Annotated in this window: 20 protein-coding genes; 10 read left to right on the top strand and 10 right to left on the bottom strand. The window is 59.4% G+C overall.

Annotated features, from left to right (window positions below):
* Positions 1-121: 121 nt before the first annotated feature.
* From PMI22_RS03790 to PMI22_RS03825, 8 genes are all read left to right on the top strand, one after another.
* Entirely contained in the window at positions 122-1,546 is a 1,425-nt protein-coding gene (locus PMI22_RS03790) for a gamma-aminobutyraldehyde dehydrogenase (protein WP_007948608.1), read from the top strand.
* A gap of 401 nt (positions 1,547-1,947) precedes the next feature.
* A complete protein-coding gene (locus PMI22_RS03795) occupies positions 1,948-3,999 on the top strand; it encodes a putative bifunctional diguanylate cyclase/phosphodiesterase (protein ID WP_007948607.1) in 2,052 nt (683 codons plus the stop codon).
* A gap of 206 nt (positions 4,000-4,205) precedes the next feature.
* Positions 4,206-5,558, top strand: a complete 1,353-nt coding sequence (locus tag PMI22_RS03800; RefSeq protein WP_007948606.1) for an imelysin family protein — start codon at positions 4,206-4,208, stop codon at positions 5,556-5,558.
* 248 nt (positions 5,559-5,806) lie between these two features.
* Positions 5,807-7,234: a di-heme oxidoreductase family protein gene (locus PMI22_RS03805; protein WP_007948605.1), complete on the top strand. Its 1,428-nt coding sequence runs from the start codon at positions 5,807-5,809 to the stop codon at positions 7,232-7,234.
* 27 nt (positions 7,235-7,261) lie between these two features.
* Positions 7,262-8,326: an imelysin family protein gene (locus tag PMI22_RS03810; RefSeq protein ID WP_007948604.1), complete on the top strand. Its 1,065-nt coding sequence runs from the start codon at positions 7,262-7,264 to the stop codon at positions 8,324-8,326.
* 14 nt (positions 8,327-8,340) lie between these two features.
* A complete protein-coding gene (locus tag PMI22_RS03815; protein ID WP_007948603.1) occupies positions 8,341-9,438 on the top strand; it encodes a DUF1513 domain-containing protein in 1,098 nt (365 codons plus the stop codon).
* A 249-nt stretch (positions 9,439-9,687) separates the two neighbouring features.
* Positions 9,688-10,836 carry an efflux RND transporter periplasmic adaptor subunit gene (locus PMI22_RS03820; RefSeq protein WP_007948602.1) on the top strand — a complete coding sequence of 383 codons (1,149 nt, stop codon included), beginning with the start codon at positions 9,688-9,690 and terminating at the stop codon, positions 10,834-10,836.
* Between the two features lie 13 nt (positions 10,837-10,849).
* A complete protein-coding gene (locus PMI22_RS03825) occupies positions 10,850-13,885 on the top strand; it encodes a multidrug efflux RND transporter permease subunit (RefSeq protein WP_007948601.1) in 3,036 nt (1,011 codons plus the stop codon).
* Positions 13,886-14,051: 166 nt separating this feature from the next.
* On the opposite strand, the gene PMI22_RS32175 is transcribed toward PMI22_RS03825, so the two are convergent.
* From PMI22_RS32175 to colR, 5 genes are all read right to left on the bottom strand, one after another.
* A complete protein-coding gene (locus tag PMI22_RS32175) occupies positions 14,052-14,279 on the bottom strand; it encodes a hypothetical protein (protein ID WP_081502832.1) in 228 nt (75 codons plus the stop codon).
* 2 nt (positions 14,280-14,281) lie between these two features.
* A complete protein-coding gene (locus PMI22_RS03830) occupies positions 14,282-14,995 on the bottom strand; it encodes a lipopolysaccharide kinase InaA family protein (protein ID WP_007948600.1) in 714 nt (237 codons plus the stop codon).
* A 4-nt stretch (positions 14,996-14,999) separates the two neighbouring features.
* A complete protein-coding gene (locus tag PMI22_RS03835; RefSeq protein ID WP_033049698.1) occupies positions 15,000-15,668 on the bottom strand; it encodes a class I SAM-dependent methyltransferase in 669 nt (222 codons plus the stop codon).
* A 161-nt stretch (positions 15,669-15,829) separates the two neighbouring features.
* Entirely contained in the window at positions 15,830-17,113 is a 1,284-nt protein-coding gene (locus PMI22_RS03840; protein WP_007948598.1) for a sensor histidine kinase, read from the bottom strand.
* On the bottom strand, positions 17,103-17,786 hold the full coding sequence (gene colR, locus PMI22_RS03845; RefSeq protein WP_007948597.1) for a two-component system response regulator ColR: 684 nt from the start codon (positions 17,784-17,786) through the stop codon (positions 17,103-17,105). The genes PMI22_RS03840 and colR overlap by 11 nt, the downstream gene beginning before the upstream one ends.
* A gap of 219 nt (positions 17,787-18,005) precedes the next feature.
* On the opposite strand from colR, the gene PMI22_RS03850 reads away from it, so the two are divergent.
* Positions 18,006-18,749 carry a phosphatase PAP2 family protein gene (locus PMI22_RS03850; protein WP_007948595.1) on the top strand — a complete coding sequence of 248 codons (744 nt, stop codon included), beginning with the start codon at positions 18,006-18,008 and terminating at the stop codon, positions 18,747-18,749.
* Positions 18,750-19,093: 344 nt separating this feature from the next.
* Here PMI22_RS03850 and groL read toward each other — a convergent pair whose 3' ends face one another.
* From groL to PMI22_RS03870, 4 genes are all read right to left on the bottom strand, one after another.
* Complete coding sequence (gene groL / locus PMI22_RS03855) at positions 19,094-20,734, bottom strand: chaperonin GroEL (RefSeq protein WP_007948594.1); 1,641 nt, start codon at positions 20,732-20,734, stop codon at positions 19,094-19,096.
* 49 nt (positions 20,735-20,783) lie between these two features.
* Entirely contained in the window at positions 20,784-21,077 is a 294-nt protein-coding gene (locus tag PMI22_RS03860) for a co-chaperone GroES (protein WP_007948593.1), read from the bottom strand.
* Positions 21,078-21,324: 247 nt separating this feature from the next.
* A complete protein-coding gene (locus tag PMI22_RS03865; protein ID WP_007948592.1) occupies positions 21,325-21,801 on the bottom strand; it encodes an FxsA family protein in 477 nt (158 codons plus the stop codon).
* A 66-nt stretch (positions 21,802-21,867) separates the two neighbouring features.
* Complete coding sequence (locus tag PMI22_RS03870) at positions 21,868-22,599, bottom strand: HugZ family pyridoxamine 5'-phosphate oxidase (protein WP_007948591.1); 732 nt, start codon at positions 22,597-22,599, stop codon at positions 21,868-21,870.
* Positions 22,600-22,765: 166 nt separating this feature from the next.
* Here PMI22_RS03870 and PMI22_RS03875 point away from each other — a divergent pair, with 166 nt between their 5' ends.
* Positions 22,766-23,524, top strand: coding sequence for an SDR family oxidoreductase (locus PMI22_RS03875; protein ID WP_033049695.1), 759 nt, complete (start codon positions 22,766-22,768; stop codon positions 23,522-23,524).
* Between the two features lie 136 nt (positions 23,525-23,660).
* On the opposite strand, the gene apbC is transcribed toward PMI22_RS03875, so the two are convergent.
* Positions 23,661-24,755: an iron-sulfur cluster carrier protein ApbC gene (gene apbC / locus PMI22_RS03880; protein WP_007948589.1), complete on the bottom strand. Its 1,095-nt coding sequence runs from the start codon at positions 24,753-24,755 to the stop codon at positions 23,661-23,663.
* Between the last annotated feature and the right edge of the window lie 138 nt (positions 24,756-24,893).

Here is a 24,893-nt window from a genome sequence, read left to right as displayed (position 1 = left end):
GCCTGCTCGCGAAAGCGGTGTGTCAGCCAGCATCAATGTTGAATGTTAAACCGCTTTCGCGAGCAGGCTCGCCCACAGGGGCCAGTTTCAAAACAAGAACAGATTTGAAGAGGACAATGCCATGCAAACCAAACTCTTGATCAACGGCCAACTGATCGACGGCGAAGGCCCCGCCCAACCTGTGTTCAACCCGGCCCTCGGTCGCGTGCTGGTCGAAATCAATGAAGCCAGCGAAGCGCAGGTCGATACCGCGGTGCGCGCCGCCGATGCCGCTTTCGACAGCTGGTCGCACACCCCACCAAAAGAGCGCTCGCTACTTCTACTCAAACTCGCCGACGCCATCGAAGCCCACGGCGAAGAGTTGGCCAAACTGGAATCGGACAACTGCGGTAAACCCTACAGCGCCGCGCTGAACGACGAGATCCCGGCGATTGCCGACGTGTTCCGTTTCTTCGCCGGCGCCAGCCGTTGCATGAGCGGTTCGGCGGGCGGTGAGTACCTGCCGGGCCACACCTCGATGATCCGCCGCGACCCGGTGGGCGTGATCGCCTCCATCGCGCCGTGGAACTACCCGCTGATGATGGTCGCCTGGAAAATCGCCCCCGCCCTGGCCGCCGGTAATACCGTGGTGCTCAAGCCGTCGGAACAAACCCCGCTGACCGCCCTGCGCCTGGCCGAACTGGCGTCGGAGATTTTCCCGGCCGGCGTACTCAACCTGGTGTTTGGCCGTGGCCCTAGCGTCGGCAGCCCATTGGTCACACACCCGAAAGTACGCATGGTGTCGCTGACAGGCTCCATTGCCACCGGCTCCAACATCATTTCCAGCACCGCCGACAGCGTCAAGCGCATGCACATGGAACTGGGCGGCAAAGCCCCGGTGATCATCTTCGACGACGCCGACATCGACGCTGCCGTGGAAGGCATCCGTACCTTCGGCTTCTACAACGCCGGCCAGGACTGCACCGCCGCGTGCCGTATCTATGCGCAGGCCGGCATCTACGAAAAGTTCGTCGAGAAGCTCGGCGAGGCGGTCAGCAGCATCAAGTACGGTCTGCAGGATGATCCGTCGACCGAACTGGGGCCGCTGATCACCGCGCAACACCGCGACCGGGTGGCCGGGTTTGTCGAGCGCGCCATCGCGCAACCGCACATTCGCTTGATCACCGGTGGCAAAGCCGTGGACGGCAACGGTTACTTCTTCGAACCGACCGTATTGGCCGACGCTCAGCAAGATGACGAAATCGTTCGCCGCGAGGTGTTCGGGCCGGTGGTGTCGGTGACTAAATTCACGGATGAAGCACAGGTGCTGGGCTGGGCCAACGATTCGGACTACGGCCTGGCGTCGTCGGTCTGGACCTCGGATGTCGGTCGCGCGCATCGCTTGTCTGCCCGCTTGCAGTACGGCTGCACCTGGGTGAATACGCACTTCATGCTCGTCAGCGAAATGCCGCATGGCGGTCAGAAATTGTCCGGCTACGGCAAGGATATGTCGATGTACGGGCTGGAGGACTACACCGTCATTCGGCATGTGATGTTCAAGCATTAAAAGCATCGCCAGCAGGCTCGCTCCCACAGGTTCCGTGCAGACTTTGTGGGAGCGAGTTACACAGAATTCAGGCCCTCGACAAGCCAGCTCCCACAGTACAAACGGCGTACATACATCCGTAAAAACAGGTCAATTTCTGACAATAGAACCAGACTTGACCCCTTGCCCCCACGCCATAGCCGACTACCATCAACCCCGTAGGAAAAATTATCTCCCGCCCCTCAAGTTGAAGGCCCCCACAACCGACACAGTACTAATAGGACAAATACCCCAGACAACAGCATATCGGCCAAGCCCACAGGCAAAACCTCCTGTGATGGATTGTCCCTTTGACTGCCATCACGGGATTGCCAATACTCATGGCAACTTGATGCTACCCGCACGGAACAAGGAATCCCCCTTTGAAGCTGGAACTCAAGAACAGCTTGTCGGTGAAGTTGCTTCGGGTCGTCCTCCTGTCGGCATTGATCGTTGGCGTGGTCTTGAGCTGCGCGCAAATCGTTTTCGACGCCTATAAGACGCGCCAGGCCGTAGCCAACGATGCCGAACGTATCCTCGACATGTTCCGCGACCCCTCGACCCAGGCTGTCTACAGCCTCGACCGGGAAATGGGCATGCAAGTGATCGAAGGCCTGTTCCAGGACGACGCCGTGCGCCAGGCCTCCATCGGCCATCCCAGCGAAGCCATGCTCGCGCAAAAATCCCGCGAGCTGCAGCATTCCGACAGCCGCTGGCTGACCGACCTGATCCTCGGCAAGGAACGCACCTTTACCACTCAACTGGTCGGTCGCGGCCCTTACAGTGAATATTACGGCGACCTGAGCATCACCCTCGACACCGCCACCTACGGGCAAGGGTTCATTGTCAGCTCGGTCATCATCTTCATCTCCGGCGTATTGCGCGCCCTGGCCATGGGCCTGGTGCTGTATCTGGTGTATCACTGGCTGCTGACCAAACCGTTGTCGCGGATTATCCAGCACCTGACCGAAATCAACCCGGATCGCCCCAGCGAACACAAAATCCCGCTGCTCAAGGGCCACGAAAAGAACGAACTGGGCATCTGGATCAACACCGCCAACCAGTTGCTCGAATCCATCGAACGCAACACCCACCTGCGTCACGAAGCGGAAAACAGCCTGTTGCGCATGGCTCAGTACGACTTCCTGACCGGCTTGCCGAACCGCCAGCAATTGCAACAACAACTGGACAAGATCCTGGTCGACGCCGGCAAATTGCAACGCCGGGTCGCGGTGCTGGTGGTGGGCCTGGACGACTTCAAAGGCATCAACGAACAGTTCAGCTATCAGACCGGCGACCAATTGCTCCTGGCATTGGCTGACAGGCTACGGGCCCACAGTGGCCGGCTCGGCGCCCTCGCCCGCCTTGGCGGCGATCAGTTCGCCCTGGTCCAGGCCGATATCGAACAACCTTACGAAGCAGCCGAACTGGCGCAAAACATTCTCGATGACCTGGAAGCGGCGTTTGCCCTCGATCATCAGGAGATCCGTCTGCGCGCGACCATCGGTATCACCTTGTTCCCCGAGGACGGTGACAGCACCGAGAAGCTGCTGCAAAAAGCCGAGCAGACCATGACCCTGGCCAAAACCCGCTCGCGCAATCGTTATCAGTTCTACATCGCCAGTGTCGACACCGAGATGCGCCGCCGTCGCGAACTGGAGAAGGACCTGCGCGATGCACTGACCCGCGATCAGTTCTACCTCGTCTACCAACCCCAAATCAGCTACCGCGATCACCGGGTGGTGGGCGTCGAGGCGTTGATTCGCTGGCAACATCCCGAGCATGGGCTGGTGCCGCCAGATCTGTTCATCCCGCTGGCCGAACAAAACGGCACCATCATCGCCATCGGTGAGTGGGTGCTGGATCAGGCCTGCAAGCAATTGCGCGACTGGCACGATCAGGGCTTCCCCGACCTGCGCATGGCGGTGAACCTGTCTACCGTGCAGCTGCACCACGCCGAGCTGCCGCGAGTGGTGAACAACCTGCTGCAAATGTACCGCTTGCCCCCCCGTAGCCTGGAACTGGAAGTCACCGAAACCGGCCTGATGGAAGACATCAGCACCGCCGCCCAGCACCTGCTGAGCCTGCGTCGTTCAGGCGCGTTGATCGCCATCGATGACTTCGGCACCGGCTATTCGTCACTGAGTTATCTGAAAAGCCTGCCGCTGGACAAGATCAAGATCGACAAGAGCTTCGTACAAGACCTGCTCGATGACGACGACGATGCAACCATCGTTCGGGCGATCATTCAGCTGGGCAAGAGCCTGGGCATGCAAGTGATTGCCGAAGGCGTGGAGACCGCCGAGCAGGAGGCCTACATCATCTCCGAAGGCTGCCACGAAGGTCAGGGCTACTTCTACAGCAAACCGTTGCCGGCACGGGAACTAAGCGCCTACCTGAAACAGGCCCAGCGTAGTAACGCGGCTATTTTGTAGGTCTTTGAAAATCGCAGCCTCGTTTCACTCTGTAGGAGCTGTCGAGTGAAACGAGGCTGCGATTTTCGGATATACGACACAACGCCTGCGTGAATAAGAAATATTTCCACCTGCAACCCTTTACACAGAATGCGAAAGATTTGCATTATGTCGCAGTTTTGCGCACGTGAAGCGCCAGTCCACCCTCTTGAAGCAGGATGTTCGCCATGATTCGTATGCCTCTGGCTACCGCCAGTCTGTTGGCCATCGCTATTTCCCTCGCCGGTTGCGGCGAAGGCAAAGACAAGACCGCCGCTGCGCCTTCTCCGGCCACCAGCACTGCCGCTGCTGCACCGGCACCTGCTGTCGCCCCGGCCGCTGTCAGCAAGGTCGATGAAGCTGCCGCCAAAGCCGTTGTCGCGCATTACGCCGACATCGTCTTCGCCGTTTACAGCGATGCCGAATCCACCGCGAAGACCCTGCAAACCGCCGTTGACGCCTTCCTTGCCAAGCCGAACGCCGACACCCTGAAAGCCGCCAAGGCTGCCTGGATTGCTGCCCGCGTTCCTTACCTGCAGAGCGAAGTGTTCCGCTTCGGCAACACCATCATCGACGATTGGGAAGGTCAGGTTAACGCCTGGCCACTGGACGAAGGCCTGATCGACTACGTCGACAAATCCTACGAACACGCACTGGGTAACCCGGGTGCCACGGCCAACATCATCGCCAACACCCAGGTTCAGGTCGGCGAAGACAAGATCGACGTGAAAGACATTACCCCGGCCAAACTCGCCAGCCTGAACGAGCTGGGCGGTTCCGAGGCCAACGTCGCCACCGGCTACCACGCCATCGAATTCCTGCTGTGGGGCCAGGACCTGAACGGCACCGGCCCTGGCGCCGGCAACCGTCCTGCTTCCGACTACCTGGAAGGCAAAGGCGCAACCGGTGGCCACAACGATCGTCGTCGCGCTTACCTGAAAGCTGTGACCCAACTGCTGGTCAGCGACCTGGAAGAAATGGTCGCTAACTGGAAGCCAAACGTGGCCGACAACTACCGCGCCACCCTGGAAGCCGAACCGGTTGATTCGGGCCTGCGCAAAATGCTGTTCGGCATGGGCAGTCTGTCCCTGGGCGAACTGGCGGGCGAGCGCATGAAGGTTTCCCTGGAAGCCAACTCCCCGGAAGACGAACACGACTGCTTCAGCGACAACACCCACAACTCGCAGTTCTACGATGCCAAAGGCATTCGTAACGTGTACCTGGGTGAGTACACCCGCGTCGACGGCACCAAAATGACCGGCGCCAGCCTGTCGTCCCTGGTGGCCAAGGCCGACCCGGCTGCCGACACCGCGCTGAAAGCCGACCTGGCTGCAACCGAAGCCAAGATGCAGGTCATCGTCGATCACGCCAACAAGGGTGAGCACTACGACCAGCTGATCGCTGCCGGCAACACCGCTGGCAACCAGATCGTCCGCGACGCCATCGCATCCCTGGTCAAGCAGACCGGTTCGATCGAAGCCGCCGCTGGAAAACTGGGCATCAGCGACCTGAACCCGGACAACGCTGATCACGAATTCTGATCAACGCTGGCTGAACAAGAAGGCGACCTTTGGGTCGCCGATCGTTCCCACGCTCTGCGTGGGAATGCCTCAACGGACGCTCTGCGTCCGGCTGTTGATGTGACGCGGAGCGTCACGGGCTGCATTCCCACGCAGAGCGTGGGAACGATCACCTGCCCCACATCAAGTAAACGATAATTCCTCTTATTCAAACTCTCCTGCCCTGTTAGACTTTGCGCCTTTGTTTTGCTCGTCTTGCAGGATGTCTGATGCCCCCGCTGCTTCTTCGCTTGTCCGCACTGTTGCTGGCCCTGTGCCTGAGTGCCTGCGATGACGCCCCGCGTTTTACCAAATCCGAACCCGGTGAAGCCCGGTCCGGTGGCAGCGCGACCGTGCGCAAGACTGATCAGAACTCGTTTTCCCTGCCCTCCGCCAACCTGTCGCCGTCACGGCGCGTGGACTTCAGCGTCGGCAACAGTTTCTTCCGCAACCCCTGGGTGATCGCCCCGTCGACCACCACCGCTCGTGACGGCCTCGGCCCGCTGTTCAACACCAACGCCTGCCAGGGCTGCCACATCAAGGACGGACGCGGCCATCCGCCGGCGCCTGACGCACCGAATGCCGTGTCGATGCTGGTGCGCCTGTCGATCCCCGACGCGCCGGCTTATGCCAAGGTCATCGAACAGCTCGGCGTAGTGCCGGAACCGGTCTACGGTGGCCAGTTCCAGGACATGGCCGTGCCCGGCGTAACCCCGGAAGGTAAAGTGCGTGTCGATTACACGCCCGTTCCGGTGCGTTTCAAGGACGGCACCGAAGTCGAACTGCGCAAGCCGAGCTTGAACATCACCCAACTGGGCTACGGCCCGATGCACCCCGATACCCGGTTCTCGGCGCGTGTCGCCCCGCCCATGATTGGCCTGGGCCTGCTCGAAGCGATCCCCGACGAGGCGATCCTGGCCAATGCCGAGGCGCAGGCGAAGGATAAAAACAGCATTGCTGGACGCCCGAACCGGGTCTGGGATGACGTGCAACAGAAGACTGTCCTCGGCCGATTTGGCTGGAAAGCCGGGCAACCGAACCTTAATCAACAGAATGTTCACGCGTTTTCCGGCGATATGGGTCTCACGACCAGCTTGAGACCGTTCGATGACTGCACAGACGCGCAAACCGCCTGCAAACAGGCACCGAATGGCAACGGCCCCGAGGGCGAACCGGAAGTCAGTGACAACATCCTGCGTCTGGTGCTGTTCTACAGCCGCAACCTTGCCGTACCGGCCCGCCGCGATGTCAGTGCGCCGCAAGTGCTGGCCGGCAAGAATCTTTTTTTCCAGGCGGGATGTCAGTCCTGCCACACGCCCAAATACACCACCGCTGCCAATGCCGCCGAACCTGAACTGGCCAATCAAGTGATTCGTCCTTACAGCGATCTGCTGCTGCATGACATGGGCGACGGCCTGGGCGACAACCGCACTGAATTCCAGGCCAGTGGCCGCGACTGGCGCACCCCGCCGTTGTGGGGTATCGGCCTGACGCAAGCGGTCAGTGGCCACACCCAGTTTCTGCATGATGGCCGTGCACGCAATCTGCTCGAAGCCGTGCTCTGGCATGGCGGCGAAGCTCAGGCTGCGCGTGAGCAGGTTTTGTCTTTCAATGCCGAGCAGCGCGCTGCGTTGCTGGCGTTTTTGAATTCTCTTTAAACACGTATAAAGAATCGGGAGCCCGACATGTTCCGTCCCAAATTGTTGTTCACCAGCCTTGCCGCACTCGCACTGGGCGCCTGTTCACCGCAGGACCCGCAAGCCGTGACATCGGCCGCCATCGCCAAATCGGTGATTCTGCCGACGTACACCCGCTGGGTTGAAGCCGACCGCCAATTGGCCGTCAGCGCCCTCGCCTATTGCGAAGGCAAGGAAAACCTCGACACCGCCCGCGCCGACTTCCTGCACGCGCAGAAAGCCTGGGCCGAGCTGCAACCGCTGCTGATCGGTCCGCTGGCCGAGGGCAACCGTTCGTGGCAGGTGCAGTTCTGGCCGGACAAGAAAAACCTGGTCGGCCGTCAGGTCGAGCAACTGGTGACGGCTCAGCCGCAGATCGATGCCGTCGCCCTGGCCAAGTCCAGCGTTGTGGTTCAGGGCCTCTCGGCCTATGAATACATCCTGTTCGACAGCAAGCCAGACGTGGCCAACGACGCGCAAAAAGCCAAATACTGCCCACTGCTGAAGGCCATTGGCGAGCGCCAGAAACAACTGGCCGAAGAGATCCTGCAGAGCTGGAACAACACCGACGGCATGCTCGCGCAAATGAGCAAGTTCCCGAACCAGCGCTACGCCGACTCCCACGAAGCCATCGCCGATCTGCTGCGCGTGCAGGTCACCGCCCTCGACAGCCTGAAGAAAAAACTCGGCACGCCGATGGGCCGTCAGTCGAAGGGTGTGCCGCAACCGTTCCAGGCCGATGCATGGCGCAGCCAGTCGTCCCTGGCAGGCCTGGAGGCTAGCCTTGCCGCCGCCAAAACGGTGTGGGAAGGCGTCGACAACAAAGGGCTGCGCGGTCTGTTGCCGAGCGAGCAAAAGCCGTTGGCCGACAAGATCGATGCCGCCTACGCCGCCTCACTGAAGCTGTTCGCAAGCAACCAGCGCTCGCTGACCGAAATGCTCAACGACGATGCCGGTCGCCAGCAACTCAACGATCTCTACGACAGCCTCAACGTCGTCCATCGCCTGCACGAAGGCGAACTGGCCAAGGCGCTGGGCATTCAACTGGGCTTCAACGCCAACGACGGTGACTGATGAGGGCAAGTGCCATGCTGCGACGTCAGGCTCTGACTTTAGGTAGTTTGCTGCTGGGAGCAGTGACACTGGGCGGCTGGACGCTGTTCAAGCAAAAGGACAAAAGCCCGTTGCTGCTGTCGGCGCGGGACGATTCCGATGGCAAGCATTACGCCGTCGGCTATCGGCTGGACGGCACCCGGGTGTTCGCCACCCAGGTCGGCCAGCGCTGCCACGACATCATCAACCACCCGACGCTGTCGATAGCGCTGTTCGTCGCCCGTCGTCCGGGTACCGAAAGCTACCTGATCGACCTGCGTGACGGCACGTTGCTGCAAACCGTGACCTCGCAGCCGAACCGGCATTTTTACGGCCACGCGGTGATTCACAAGAGCGGCGACTGGCTGTACGCCACCGAGAATGACACCTCCGACCCCGGCCGCGGCTTGCTCGGTGTGTATAAGTTCGAGGGTGAGCGGCTGGTACACAGCGGCGAGATATCCACCCATGGCCTCGGCCCGCATCAGGTGTCGTGGATGCCCGATGGCGAAACCCTGGTCGTGGCCAACGGCGGCATTCGCACGGAGGCCGAAAGCCGGGTCGAGATGAACCTCAACGCCATGGAGCCAAGCCTGGTGCTGATGCAGCGCGACGGCACCTTGTTGAGCAAGGAAACCCTCGCCCAGCAGATGAACAGCGTGCGGCATCTGGGGATCGCCAGTGATGGCACCATCGTTGCCGGCCAGCAATTCATGGGGCCGTCGCACGAATCTTCGGAGCTGCTGGCGATCAAGCGTCCCGGTCAGCCCTTCGTGGCGTTCCCGGTGCCCGAGCATCAGTTGCAGGCGATGGGCCATTACACCGCCAGTGTCGCGGTGCACAGTGAACTGCGCCTGGTGGCTTTGACCGCCCCCCGGGGCAACCGCTTTTTTATCTGGGACCTGAACAGCGGTGAAGTGCGCCTGGATGCACCACTGCCCGATTGCGCCGGAGTCGGCACCGTCGCTGATGGTTTTGTCGTGACCTCAGGCCAGGGTCGCTGCCGCTACTACGATTGCCGCCAGACAAACCTTGTTGCCAAACCTCTTGAACTGCCGGCGGGGCTCTGGGACAACCACCTGCACCTTATCTAAACACCGTCATGTGTAGCAGCTGGCGCAGCCTGCGTCGGCCGGTCCGCGCTCGGGCGCAGCAGTCGTCGTTCCGGACACCCGGTTGCATCTGACACACCGAGGTGCATGGTTTTACGACGGCTGCGCCGCCGGACGCAGGCTTCGCCAGCTGCTACAGGGATAGTGCTGTAAGTGCCAGGTGGAATCCCCTGCGCACTCGGGGTAATGTGCCTGTCTGTCTCACCTGATTTTCTCCAAGGAACTGGAAATATGCTGCGTCGCCGCATGCTGATCATGTTGGGTGTTGTTCTGCTGATCGTGCTGGTCCTGGCCGGTTATAAAGCCTTCTCCATCTACACGATGATTCAAGGTTTCTCTGCGCCAAAACCGCCAATCAGTGTTGCTGTGGCCACGGCTACCGAACGTCCGTGGCAAATCCGCCTGCCTACGGTCGGCACGCTCAAGGCCTTGCAAGGCGTGGATCTGAGCCTGGAGACCGACGGCACCGTCATCGATTTGCAATTCGAGTCAGGTCAGAAGGTCAAGGCCGGTCAACCGCTCCTGCGGCTCGACAGCGCCGTGGAAAGTGCCTTGCTGGAAACGGCGCTGGCCGACCTTGGGCTGGCCCAACTCGATTACGGTCGCGGTAGCCAACTGGTCGGCAGCCAGGCTATTTCCAAAGGCGAATTCGACCGACTCTCGGCCGTGCAGAAAAAGAACAGGGCCACGGTCAATCAGCTCAGGGCTGCGCTCGGCAAGAAAAGCATCCTGGCGCCGTTCAGCGGGACCATCGGTATTCGTCAGGTGGACGTCGGTGACTATGTTGCCACCGGCACCATGATTGCCACCCTGCAAGACCTCAGCAGTCTCTATGTCGACTTCTTCGTGCCCGAGCAGTCGGTGCCGAAAATCGCCATTGGCCAACCGATTGAAATCATTGTCGCGGCCTATCCGTCCCAAACCTTCCCCGGCACCATCAGCGCGATCAACCCGAAACTCGAGAGCAGTACGCGCAACATGCAGGTGCGCGCCACCCTGGCCAACCCCGACGGCAAACTGTTGCCCGGCATGTTCGCCAGCCTGCAAGTGCTGTTGCCCAACCCGCAGCCGCGCGTCGTCGTACCGGAAAGTGCGATTACCTACACCCTCTACGGCAATTCGGTTTACGTGGTCGCGCAGAAAAAAGCCGAAGACGGTAGCGTCGAAAAGAACGACAAGGGCGAGCCGATCCTGATCGCCGAACGGCGTTTCATTGAAACCGGTGAACGTCGTGAAGGCCTGGTGATCATTACCAAAGGTGTGCAGGACGGCGAAAAAGTGGTCACAGCCGGCCAGATCAAACTGGACAACGGTGCTCACATCGCGATCAGCGACGACAAGACCCTAGCCGAGAAGAACAGTCAGCCGCGCGCGGACTGATCAAGGAACCCCCATGGCTTTTACCGACCCGTTCATCCGCCGCCCGGTCCTCGCGACCGTGGTCAGCCTGTTGATAGTGCTGCTGGGCTTTCAGGCCTGGAGCAAACTGCCGCTGCGCCAATACCCGGTCATGGAGAACGCCCTGATCACGGTGACGACCGCGTACCCCGGGGCCAACGCCGAAACCATTCAGGGCTACATCACCCAACCGATGCAGCAGAGTCTGGCCAGTGCCGAGGGTATTGACTACATGACCTCGGTCAGTCGCCAGAACTTTTCGGTGATCTCGATCTACGCGCGTATCGGCGCCAACAGCGACCGTTTGTTCACCGAACTGCTGGCCAAAGCCAACGAGGTGAAGAATCAACTGCCTCAGGACGCCGAAGACCCGGTACTGAGCAAGGAATCGGCCGACGCTTCGGCACTGATGTACATCAGTTACTTCAGTAAGGAACTGAGCAACCCGCAGATCACTGACTACCTGTCACGGGTCATTCAGCCGAAACTGGCGACCCTGCCGGGCATGGCCGAAGCCGAGATTCTCGGCAATCAGGTGTTTGCCATGCGCCTGTGGCTGGACCCGGTCAAGCTCGCCGGTTTCGGCTTGAGCGCCAGCGACGTGACCAACGCAGTACGCCGGTACAACTTCCTGTCCGCCGCCGGCGAGGTGAAAGGCGAGTACGTGGTGACCAGCATCAACGCCAACACCGAGCTCAAATCCGCCGAGGCCTTTGCGGCGATTCCACTGAAGATCGATGGCGACAGTCGGGTGTTGTTGCGTGATGTCGCGCGAGTGGAAATGGGCGCGGAAAACTACGACACCATCAGCTCCTTTGGCGGCACGCCGTCGGTGTACATCGGCATCAAGGCCACGCCCGCCGCCAACCCGCTGGACGTGATCAAGGAAGTGCGCAAGATCATGCCGGACCTGGATGCCCAGTTGCCGCCTAACCTCAAAGGTGAAATTGCCTACGACGCCACGCTGTTCATCCAGGCCTCGATCGACGAAGTGGTGAAAACCCTGTTCGAGGCGGTGCTGATCGTGATTGTGGTGGTGTTCCTGTTCCTCGGCGCCTTTCGCTCGGTGTTGATCCCGGTGGTCACGATTCCGTTGTCGATGATCGGCGTGATGTTTTTCATGCAGATGATGGGGTACTCGATCAACCTGCTGACGCTGCTGGCGATGGTCTTGGCCATCGGCCTGGTGGTGGACGACGCCATCGTGGTGGTGGAAAACATTCACCGGCACATTGAGGAAGGCAAGACGCCTTTTGACGCGGCCATCGAAGGCGCCCGGGAAATCGCCATGCCGGTGGTGTCCATGACCATCACCCTGGCGGCGGTCTACGCGCCGATTGGCTTCCTGACGGGGCTGACGGGGGCGTTGTTCAAGGAGTTTGCCCTGACGCTGGCCGGGGCGGTGGTGATCTCCGGGGTCGTTGCTCTGACCCTGTCACCGATGATGTGCGCGCTGCTGCTGCGTCACGATGAAAACCCCAGCGGCCTGGCTCATCGCCTGGACATGATTTTTGAAAGCCTCAAGCGCCGCTATCAGAGCATGCTCCACGGCACCCTCAACACCCGGCCGGTGGTGCTGGTGTTCGCGGTCATTGTGTTGTGCCTGATTCCGGTGCTGCTCAAGTTCACCAAGTCGGAACTGGCACCGGACGAGGACCAGGGCATCATCTTCATGTTGGCCAACGCCCCGCAACCGACCAACCTCAACTACCTGAACACCTACACCGACGAGTTCATCTCGATCTTCAAGGCGTTTCCCGAGTATTACTCTTCGTTCCAGATCAACGGTTTCAACGGCGTGCAATCGGGGATCGGCGGCTTCTTGCTCAAGCCGTGGAACCAGCGCGAGCGCACTCAAATGCAGATACTCCCCGAAGTCCAGGCAAAACTGGAAAGCATCCCGGGGTTGCAGGTTTTCGGTTTCAACCTGCCCTCCCTGCCCGGCACCGGCGAAGGTCTGCCGTTTCAGTTCGTCATCAATACGGCCAACGATTACCCGTTGCTGCTGCAGGTGATGGACCGGGTGAAAAAGCGCGCAATGGAGTCCGGCAAGTTTGCCTTCGTCGACGTCGACCTGGCCTTCGACAAACCGGAAGTGGTGGTCGATATCGACCGCGCCAAAGCCGCGCAGATGGGTGTGTCGATGCAAGACCTGGGCGGAACGCTGGCAACCTTGCTGGGTGAGGCGGAAATCAACCGTTTCACCATCGAGGGCCGCAGTTACAAGGTCATTGCGCAGGTTGAACGCCCGTTCCGGGATAACCCGGACTGGCTCAACAACTATTACGTGAAGAACACCCAAGGCGAATTGTTGGCCCTATCGACCCTGATCACCGTGACCGACCGTGCCCGACCACGGCAGTTGAACCAGTTCCAGCAACTCAATTCGGCCATTCTTTCAGGGGTGCCGCTGGTCAGCATGGGCGAAGCCCTCGATGTCGTGCGCCAGATCGCCCGGGAGGAAGCCCCGGCGGGCTTCGCCGTCGACTATGCCGGCGCATCACGGCAATACGTTCAGGAAGGCAGTGCGCTGTGGGTGACCTTCGCCCTCGCACTGGCAATAATTTTCCTGGTACTGGCCGCGCAGTTTGAAAGCTTTCGCGACCCGCTGGTGATTCTGGTGACCGTACCGCTGTCGATTTGCGGTGCGTTGATCCCGCTGTTCCTCGGCTGGTCGAGCATGAACATCTACACCCAGGTCGGGCTGGTGACGCTGATCGGGCTGATCAGCAAACACGGGATTCTGATCGTCGAATTTGCCAACCTGCTCCGCAAGGAAAAGGGCCTGACGGCCCGCGAGGCGGTGGAGGAAGCGGCGGCCATTCGGCTTCGTCCTGTACTGATGACCACGGCAGCGATGGTGTTCGGCATGGTCCCATTGATCATCGCCACCGGTGCGGGGGCGGTCAGCCGGTTTGATATCGGGACGGTGATTGCCACAGGCATGTCGATCGGGACGCTGTTCACCCTATTCGTATTGCCATGCATCTACACCCTGCTGGCCAAACCCGACACCAAGGAACCTGCATAACTTCACCCCTGTGGGAGCGAGCCTGCTCGCGATGGCGGTGGATCAGTTGCCATTACTGGTGACTGACGCACCGCCATCGCGAGCAGGCTCGCTCCCACAGGGGATTAGCGTCGGACACAAAAAAGGCCTCGCAATTGCGAGGCCTTTTATTTGGGCTTCAAACGGGTCAACCTTGCGGCCTTACTCCCTGAGCCAGCCCGAACATGAGTAATAACAGGTCATTGTCGGGTTGCGCTGCCACAGAGGCTTTGATGGCTCGTGGTACTGGACAGTGAGCATCGCTGCTTACTGAACTGAGGACTTGCGTGCGAGGCTGCTCCCAGGCGGCCACCGCCAATGAAGCAACTGCCAAGGCTCCTATCAGAAATAAACCTCGTGCAATTTCGAGTTTCATCGCTATAAACCTTTGATAGCGCTGCCAAACGCCGCCTCATAAAAGTAGACGAGTTTTTTCCAATCCGCAGCGCTGAACGACGAGTGGCGACGCAGTTGTTTCATGTCATGCGTAGCCGCCCGGGAAGCTGTCATACGCTGCCGGCACTTCTCCAGATCGATCAAGGCAATTTCGGCCTTGGCCGACTCGCCTTCACCGGTGACCCGCAAAAATACGTGCTTGATGTAGATGCAACCGTGCTGCCAACGACCCTTGTGCATGCGAGCGAGGTTCTCTGCCAGATCTTTCAAAACGAGATCATGCACCGCCTCACCATGACGCTCACGGCCACCACCGGCGTACCAGTTTTCGATTTCGTCGAAGCCATCCAGCGACTTGGTCACCAGCAATGCTCGCCATTTGTGCACAGGGTCGCGCTGTGCGCCGCAGAAAACGATGTCAGGAACACGCACGTCGAGCTTGCGCAAGCCGATTAGGGCATCTTGCTCACGCAATACGGTCGGGCGGCCAAACGGGTGCAACCAACTGCGATAGATGTGGCCGGTCTGACGCTTGGCATAGAGCAGCTGCCCGTCGCTGCCGGTGACACGCTGCACGCCACTCTCACCACCGCGGCGAACATTGGGTTCTTCTACCCATTCACCACGCTGATTCCAGAAATAGTCGAAGCGGTCCTGGGGAGCGACTTCCTGTTCTGCTGCACATTGCACTGCCATCCTGTTACCTCTTGCGCAAGACGTAAACGCGCCACATAGCGTAGAGCGGTATGAAATCCAGCTTTTCTTGAATACGGAAACCCGCCTGCTCAAACTCCTTTTCCACCGTTGCGGCCGGTAACACAAACCGGTTTTGGTAACCTTCCTGCCCACGCCGCGCTTCTGAACGCTTGCGTTTCCAGGCCTTGAAGTTACCGTCCACCCACAGTGAAAGGATTACGCTGTCACGGGAGACACGCTCGAACTCGCGGAAAATGGCCAGTCGATGCTCGGCTTCACCGATGTGGTGCAGCAAACGCATGCAGAAAATGCTGTCGACGGCATTATCAGGCAAGGCGATGTCGAAGGCAGAAGTGTGCAAGGGTTGGACCCGTTTGACCACGTCAGCGGGTTGCGACTGCATGGCAATCTTCACCATCGACTCAGAGTTGTCGGCACCGATGATCGCCCGGTTGGCTTTTTCCGCCAGCATTGGCCAGAAACGCCCGGCACCGCATGGCAAATCGAGTACAAGACCGGGATCGCCGGCCAGCGTCAGCGCTTTACGCGCCAGCTGTAAATCACGCCAGTGAGACAACTTGCGACCGAGCCCATCCTGATGTTTGCGCAGGTAGTGTTGAGCGTGTTGATCGTCGTATTTTTCGGAAAAATCAAGTTTGATCGGGCCGTCCATCATCAAAGTCTCCTGAAATGCTGATGACATCAACCTTAGGTAGTTTAGTGTCAGAGTCAGGTCACGTATTTGTGAAAATTTCGTTGAGTAAATCCCTTAACTATTTCAGCATTTTACAGACCATTAACAATAACTCATGGAATCCCGCCGTGACTATCTAATCAACGGGTACTCGAGGCCTGTAATTCGACCTGAAAACGACAGCCATTGGGCTCCATTGTCGTCAGGCTGACAGTCCAGCCCTGGTTCTCACAGATCCGCTGCACCAGCGACAACCCCAGACCAAGGCCCTCACCGCGTTTTTCGGAACCCCGCACGAAAGGTTCGAACATCGCTTCGCGTTTTTCCTCAGGAATACCCACACCACTGTCCTCGACAAAAAAACCCGTGGCGGTGAGGGTCAGGCGAATGAACCCGCGTTCGGTGTAATGCAGAGCGTTGCGCAACAGGTTGCCCATTACCGCGTGCAACAGGGTTGCGTTGTAAGTGGCAACTGGAGGGTCCCCCGGCTCGAATACCAGCTTCAGCCCCTTGTTTTCGATGGGTTCTCGCCACAGATTGAGCAGCCCGTCGGCGACCTCGTTCAGGTTCTGTTGTGGCGACATGCTGGCGTCTTCACGCTGTGCGCGGGCCAGCATCAGGAAGGTTTGTACCAGCTCTCGCATTTCTTCGCAGGCCCGGGCAATGCGCTCGACCTGGGCGCGGCCGCGCTGATCGATACCGGGATTTTCCAACAGCAGCTCACAGGAACTGGCCAGCACCATCAAGGGCGTACGCAGTTCGTGGCTGACGTCACTGGTAAACAGCCGCTCGCGGTTCAATGCCTGACGTAAGCGCCCAAGGGTCGCGTCGAAGGCAACAGCCAACTCGCCCACTTCATCGGCGGCATAATCGGGCGCCAGAGGCGGCGCCAGCCCTAACAATTGATCGCGATGACGCACCTGGCGGGCCAGTCGGACCACCGGCGCCATGACTTTGCGCGCCAGAACCCAACCGAGAAATACCGCCAGCGCCAGGCTAAGTACGAAGCCCGTTAACACCACGGCAAACAGCACCCGTTCACGCTCTTCGAAATCGCTTTGATCCTGAAGCAATACGTAATGCCGGCCGTCGACAATTTCGACCATGGCGTGATACGACAGCTGATCGCGAAAAACCTCGTGAAAACCCGAGGTCAGGTTGCGCAAATCCTTGGGCAGTTCGAAATCACCTGCCCCACCACTGTAGTAGAACAGCTGGTCCGGCTCGGGACGGTGGTTCCAGTCCGACAAACTGTCCATCAACAGCAGACGTTGCAAGTCGCCGCCCAATCCGGCTGAAATCAGTTTTTCTTCCACCACGTGTACGGTCGCCACAATGCCCATGGCGAAGGCACCAGCCACCAGTGCGCTCATCAGCGCAAAGGCGATGATGATTCGTTGAGCAAGGCTCTGCTTAAACTCCATCACGGCCCTCGGCCAGGCGATAACCTACCCCGTGAACGGTTTGCAGCAATGGCTTGGCGAACGGCTTGTCGATGACCTGACGCAGTTGATGAACGTGGCTGCGCAGGCTGTCACTGTCCGGGCAGTCGTCGCCCCACAGTGCCTCTTCGAGAATTTCGCGGCGCAGCACATGAGGGCTTTTCTGCATCAGCACGGCCAGCAATTTCAGCCCCACCGGGTTGAGTTTCAGCAGTCGGCCTTCGCGGGTCACTTCCAGGGTATCGAGGTCATAGGCCAGATCGCCGACCTGCAACGTGCGACGACCGCCACCTTGAGTGCGGCGCATCACCGCCTCGATCCGCGCAGCCAATTCAGACAGGGCAAAAGGTTTGATCAGGTAATCATCAGCACCGGACTTGAAACCCTGCAGCCGGTCATCCAGTTGATCGCGGGCGGTGAGCATGATGACCGGCGTATCGCGGCGGGCGTCTTCGCGCAGGCGTTTGCACAGGGTGTAACCGTCGATGCCAGGCAGCATGATGTCGAGCACGATCAAGTCGTAATGCTCGGTGGCCGCAAGGTGCAGGCCGGACAGACCGTCTTGTGCACAATCCACGGTATAGCCTTTGAGGCCCAGATAATCAGCCAGGTTGGCCAGGATATCGCGGTTGTCTTCAACCAATAGAATTCGCATGGGCACTCCTCCGTACACAGTAACGGCCGTCTTGGCCCGCGCAGCTTAAGGCCAAGTGTGGCTCAGGGATAGGGCTGTATGCAGCGGTCAAACCGCGAAAAAAGCCTATGAAAGCTTTAACATCTTTTTCACCATTGATTCACACATTGGCGACAGCAGCGGGAGCAGACTCCGCGCGGATGCGCCTTCATGAATGACTTCACCGACCAAGGAAATGCCATGGCTTCGACCGCTGCCCGCCCCGCCTCCAGACCGCTCAACTTCTGGGTGTGCCTGGGTGTCCCCGCCGTCGCGGCGATCATTCTGGTGCTGCTCGAACTGACATCCCTGGACATGGACCTCGCCAAGCTGTTCTACGATCCAGTGGCAGGAGATTTCATCGGACGCCACAGTTACTTCCTGGAAGACATCCTGCATGACCGCGCCAAGCAGTTAGTCATCGCGTTCTCGGTATTTGCCGTCCTCGGCTTCGCCGGCTCGTTTTTCGTGACCCGACTCAAGCCGTTCAAACGGGAGCTGGGCTGCCTGGTGCTTTCGCTGGGCCTGGCAACCTCCTTTGTCACCCCCATGAAAGCCGTGACAGCCGTGCAATGCCCATGGAGCCTTGAGCAATTCGGTGGCCACGAGACCTACAGCGAATTGTTGAGCCCTCGCCCCCACACGGATAAACCTGGCCGTTGCTGGCCTGGCGGTCACGCCGCCACCGGTTTCACGCTGTTCGCCCTGTTCTTCGTGTTGCGTGACCGCCGCCCGCGCATGGCTCGCGCGGCGTTAGTCTTCGCCTTCGCCCTGGGCTCGGTGTTCTCGATTGGCCGGATGATGCAGGGGGCGCACTTCTTTTCGCACAACGTCTGGACCGCGATTTTTTGCTGGCTGATTTGTCTGGGGTCTTATTACTACGTTCTTTACCGACCTGCGACCAAAGCTGAATCAGTGGTCAAGGCAAAACAGGTTAGCGCCTGAAACACATATTTACTGTAGGAGCGAGCCTGCTCGCGGTAGCGGTCTGCCATTCAACCATGACGTCGGCTCACAAGACGCCATCGTCGGAACGCCGCCCGGAGCCGGCTCACTCCTACACGATCCAGAGTCGCTTCATCGTTTGAGTCATGCCCTGAAGCAGTTGGCGCCTGAACTGACGCCATCACGGGCAAGCCCGGCTCCCAGAGGTTTATCCCGGTCAACTGCGGGAGCGTGGCTTGCCCGCGATGGCAGCGACTCGGTCTCCTGACTTACCCGAATGAGGGCAATAAAAAACCCCGCCTGCATTCGCAGGCGGGGTTTTTTAGTACAGGGGTAAGGCTGGCTTACATCATGCCGCCCATGCCGCCCATACCGCCCATGTCTGGCATGCCGCCAGCTGGAGCGTCTTCCTTGATCTCGGCGATCATGGCTTCGGTGGTGATCATCAGGCTGGCGATGGAAGCCGCTGCCTGCAGTGCCGAACGAGTCACTTTAGCCGGGTCCAGGATACCCATTTCGATCATGTCGCCGTATTCGCCGGTGGCAGCGTTGTAACCGTAGTTACCCGAACCCTGCTTGACCTTGTCGACGACTACGCTTGGCTCGTCGCCGGAGTTGGCAACGATCTGGCGCAGTGGCGCTTCAACAGCGCGACGCAGCAACTGGATACCAACGTCTTGATCGGCGTTGTCGCCTTTCAGTTCGGAGATAGCCTGCAGAGCGCGAACAAGTGCCACGCCGCCGCCAGGTACCACGCCTTCTTCAACGGCTGCACGGGTAGCGTGCAGGGCGTCTTCAACGCGGGCTTTCTTCTCTTTCATTTCAACTTCGGAACCGGCGCCAACCTTGATCACTGCAACGCCGCCGGACAGTTTTGCCAGACGCTCTTGCAGTTTTTCACGGTCGTAGTCGGACGAAGTGTCGGCCACTTGCTGACGGATTTGCAGAACGCGAGCCTGGATATCAGCTTCAACGCCGGCGCCGTCGATCACGGTGGTGTTTTCTTTCGACAGGATGACGCGCTTGGCATTACCCAGGTGTTCCAGGGTAGTGCTTTCCAGGCTCAGACCGATCTCTTCGGAGATAACGGTACCGCCAGTCAGAACAGCGATGTCCTGCAGCATGGCCTTGCGACGGTCGCCGAAGCCCGGAGCCTTGACGGCTGCGACTTTAACGATGCCACGCATGTTGTTCACAACCAGAGTCGCCAGGGCTTCGCCTTCAACGTCTTCAGCCACGATCAGCAGTGGACGGCCGGCTTTGGCAACGGCTTCCAGTACTGGCAGCATTTCGCGGATGTTCGAGATCTTTTTGTCGACCAGCAGGATCAGCGGACCGTCCAGCTCGGCAGTCATGGTCTCTGGCTTGTTGACGAAGTACGGGGACAGGTAGCCACGGTCGAACTGCATGCCTTCAACAACCGACAGTTCGTTTTCCAGGCCCGAGCCTTCTTCAACGGTGATCACGCCTTCTTTACCGACTTTTTCCATGGCTTCGGCAATGATGTCGCCGATGGAGCTGTCGGAGTTGGCCGAGATGGTGCCGACCTGAGCGATAGCCTTGGTGTCAGCGCAAGGCTTGGACAGGGCTTTGAGCTCTTTGACAATAGCGATGGTCGCTTTGTCGATGCCGCGCTTCAGGTCCATCGGGTTCATGCCGGCAGCGACGGCTTTCAGGCCTTCGTTGACGATCGATTGAGCCAGAACGGTAGCGGTGGTGGTGCCGTCGCCTGCGTCATCGTTGGCACGGGAGGCAACGTCTTTGACCAGCTGCGCGCCCATGTTTTCGAAGCGATCTTTCAGCTCGATTTCTTTGGCAACGGACACGCCGTCCTTGGTGATGGTCGGAGCGCCGAAGCTCTTCTCGATGATCACGTTACGGCCTTTAGGGCCCAGGGTCGCTTTTACCGCGTCAGCCAGGACGTTTACACCGGCGAGCATTTTCTTGCGGGCGGAATCGCCGAATTTAACTTCTTTAGCAGCCATGATCGATATTCCTTAAATACTTTGTAGTAGCGGGAAAATGAGCGGGGAATCAGCCTTCGACAACAGCGAGGATTTCGCTCTCGCCGATTACCAGCAGGTCTTCGCCGTCGACTTTCACAGTGTTGCTGCCGGAGTACGGGCCGAACACAACCTTGTCACCCACTTTCACGGACAGCGCACGCACTTCACCGTTGTCCAGTACTTTGCCTGGGCCTACAGCGAGGACTTCGCCCTGGTTTGGCTTTTCAGCAGCCGAACCTGGCAGGACGATACCGCCAGCGGTTTTCTTTTCTTCTTCGCTGCGACGGACGACGACGCGGTCATGCAGAGGACGAAGCTTCATTGTCGATCTCTCCTAATTGTGGTTTTCATCGGCCGGTGTATTCCCGGCGGGTTTAACAAATCCGGCGGTGCCGGGTGCGGCTCGACAAGCGAGACGCGGAAGTCTGTCTGGCATGATTGCCAGAAACCTTGCGGTGACCGTTACATAAGGGCGCACAAGCTTATTACAAGGGCAGGGATCGAAATTTTTTACATCGATGCCCCAAAAACAAACACGGCACCCGAAGGTGCCGTGCAGGTGAAACGATTTACTTGGAGTCGCGGTGCTCGAACTCGCCTTCGATCACATTGGGTTCACGGCCCAGCGGCTCGCGCGGAACGGGCCCGCCACGCGATTGCAGGTCCTCGGCGAATGCACGCTGACGGATCGCGGCCTCTTCGGCACGCTGGCGCATTTTATTGGCCAGCAGTCGGCGAGAGATCGGCAGCAGCATGATCAGGCCCAGCACATCACTGACGAAGCCCGGCAGGATCAACAGCCCCCCCGCCAGGGCCAGCATCAGGCCTTCCAGCATGGTCTGGGCCGGCAGCTCGCCGCGGTTCAGACTTTCACGGGCACGCAGCGCAGTGGCCAGACCGGCGATACGCAGCACGAACACGCCGAACATCGAGCCGAGAATAATCAGTAGCAGGGCCGGGAAAAACCCGATGGCCCCACTGACTTTGACGAATACGAACAGTTCCAACACCGGGAACAGTAAAAAGAGCAACAAAAAAGGGCGCATCAAATGGTTCCTCAACGCAAGAGTGCCTTGCCAGTCTTCCCTAAATGACGTCGCCGTTTCGAGAATTCAAGCGTCGGCGACTTCATTTATGGGCCAATGCTCGGCGTGAGCCAGAGAAACCAAGGCTTCTCGGACTTGTGTCGGCGTATTACAAGCAGCTTGAAAGGGCAGCCAGTATAGCGCCTGGCCGATACGCAAATGCATGCCTTCGGTGTCGATGCCGGCCAGTTGCGCCGGTTCGGTTTTCGGCAGTCCCGCCAGTTCGACGTAGTGCGCGATGGCTTTGGCGTGATCGGCATTCATGTGCTCGACCATGCTCGCTTCAGCCTTGCCGGCAAACGGGTTGGCCAATGTCAGATGATCGACCCAGTGAATCGCGCCGAAGCCGCCGATATAGCGGTGACGTACGGGTTTGAGTACCCAGAAATCGAAATCGTGAGCCTTGTGGTAGCTCTGCGAATCAGGGAAATAGCGGTAGTAACGCTGTGCCGCCGCGTCGATGGCGGCCTCGTCCACGAGCTGTTCTGCTTCGGCAAGGTAAGTCAGGCGACCAACGGCTTGTACATCGTCGGCCTCGCGTTCGCCCACGAACAGAGAGCATTTCGAATCTTTTTGCAGGTTGTGGGTGTGCTGAGCGATGCGGCTGATAAGGATCAGCGGCCGGCCCTGTTCATCCAGACAGTAAGGGACCACAGAGCCAAACGGGTAACCCGGCATCGACTTGGAATGGGTCGAGAGCACCCCTCGGTATTCCTTGAGAAGCAATTTTCGGGCATTCTTCGCCGCTTCTACGCTCAATTTATGACTCCTTAAATAGAATCCGTCGAAAAAACGGACAGGCGGCTGGGGATAAGTATTCAGCGCGCCATTCGGGCAGTTCTCATGTGCAGCCAGGCTCCATCCGGCGCAGATCGAGAGGCCCTCTCCAAGGAAAACCACTCTGACCTGCTATTGGGGCATGCGAATGCAACTCACTGACAAAGTAATCATTATCACTGGCGGTTGCCAGGGTTTAGGCCGATCCATGGCCGAGTATTTCGCCGCCAAAGGCGCGAAACTGGCACTGGTGGACCTGAACCAGGAAAAGCTCGACGACGCCGTCGCGGCTTGCAAGGCCAAGGGCGCCGAGGCGCGCAGCTACCTGTGCAACGTCGCCAATGAAGAGCAAGTGACCCACATGGTCGCCCAGGTCGCCGAAGATTTCGGCGCGATCCATGGCCTGATCAACAACGCCGGTATCCTGCGCGACGGTCTGCTGTTGAAGGTCAAGGACGGCGAAATGACCAAGATGACCCTGGCCCAATGGCAGGCAGTCATCGACGTCAACCTGACCGGCGTGTTCCTGTGCACCCGTGAAGTGGCCGCCAAAATGGTCGAGCTGGAAAATCACGGCGCGATCATCAATATCTCCTCGATCTCCCGCGCTGGCAACGTCGGTCAGACCAACTACTCGGCCGCCAAGGCCGGTGTCGCTGCGGCCACCGTAACCTGGGCCAAGGAACTGGCGCGTTACGGCATCCGTGTGGCGGGCATTGCACCGGGCTTTATCGAAACCGAGATGACACTGGGGATGAAGCCTGAAGCACTGGACAAGATGACGGCCGGTATTCCGCTCAAGCGCATGGGTAAACCGGAAGAGATCGCCCATTCGGCGGCGTACATTTTCGAGAACGACTACTACACCGGCCGGATCCTGGAGATGGATGGCGGGTTGCGCATCTAAGGCAACACCCAAAACCCTGTAGCAGCTGCCGAGGTACGAGGCTGCGTTGCGTGTCCGCAGGACCGCCCTCGGGGGCCGCTGCGCAGCCCAACGCAGCCTCGTGCCTCGGCAGCTGCTACAACATCTATTCAGCGAATCAATCGTCGCTGATGGTGATGTTCGGCATCGCCGGCGACACCGCCTCCTGCAACACGATCCGCGCGCCAACATGGCGGGCCAGTTCCTGGTACACCATCGCAATCTGGCTGTCCGGCTCGGCGATCACCGTTGGCTTGCCGCCATCGGCCTGCTCGCGGATGATCATCGACAGGGGCAACGAAGCCAACAGTTCGACGCCATACTGGTTGGCCAGCTTCACCCCACCACCTTCACCGAACAAATGCTCGGCATGCCCGCAGTTGGAGCAGATGTGCACGGCCATGTTTTCCACCACGCCCAGCACCGGGATGTTGACCTTGCGGAACATCTCCACGCCCTTGCGCGCGTCCAGCAATGCCAGATCTTGCGGGGTCGTCACGATCACCGCGCCGGCCACCGGGACTTTCTGTGCCAGGGTCAGCTGAATGTCACCGGTGCCTGGCGGCATGTCGATGACCAGGTAATCCAGATCGCCCCAGGCGGTTTGGGTCACGAGTTGCAACAGTGCACCGGACACCATCGGCCCGCGCCAAACCATCGGGGTATTGTCGTCGGTCAGGAAGGCCATCGACATCACTTCAACGCCATGGGACTCGATCGGCACGAACCACTTCTGATCCTTGACCTTTGGTCGGGTGCCTTCCGGGATGCCAAACATGATGCCCTGGCTCGGACCGTAGATGTCCGCGTCGAGAATCCCGACCTTGGCACCTTCACGGGCCAGCGCCAGCGCCAGGTTCGCGGCGGTGGTGGACTTGCCTACGCCGCCCTTGCCGGATGCCACGGCCACCACGTTTTTCACGTTCGCCAGCCCCGGGATTTGCGCCTGAGCCTTGTGCGCGGCAATCACACTGGTGATGTCGACGCGGGCGGTCGTCACGCCGTCCAGGCCTTCAATGGCCATTTGCAGCATTTGTGACCAGCCGCTTTTGAACAGACCGGCGGCGTACCCCAGCTCCAGCTGGACGCTGACGCGATCGCCCTGGATCTGGATATCGCGCACGCATCCGGCGCTGACCGGGTCCTGGTTCAGGTAAGGGTCGGTGTATTGGCGAAGGACGGCTTCCACCGCTGCGCGATTGACGGCGCTCATGGGCAACTCCGATAGCAAGACAGGAAAATCAGGCGGGTATCCTAACCGTTCTATGGCGTGTTCGGCATGCTTTCAGAATGTGACAAACACCCCATGGTTGAATGCGACCTGTAGCAGCTGGCGAAGCCTGCGTTCGGC

The organism is Pseudomonas sp. GM21 (assembly GCF_000282215.1).
Classification (GTDB): Bacteria; Pseudomonadota; Gammaproteobacteria; order Pseudomonadales; family Pseudomonadaceae; genus Aquipseudomonas.
The sequence above is the reverse complement of the archived record's forward strand: the minus strand, read 5'-3'. Positions and strand labels throughout refer to the sequence as shown.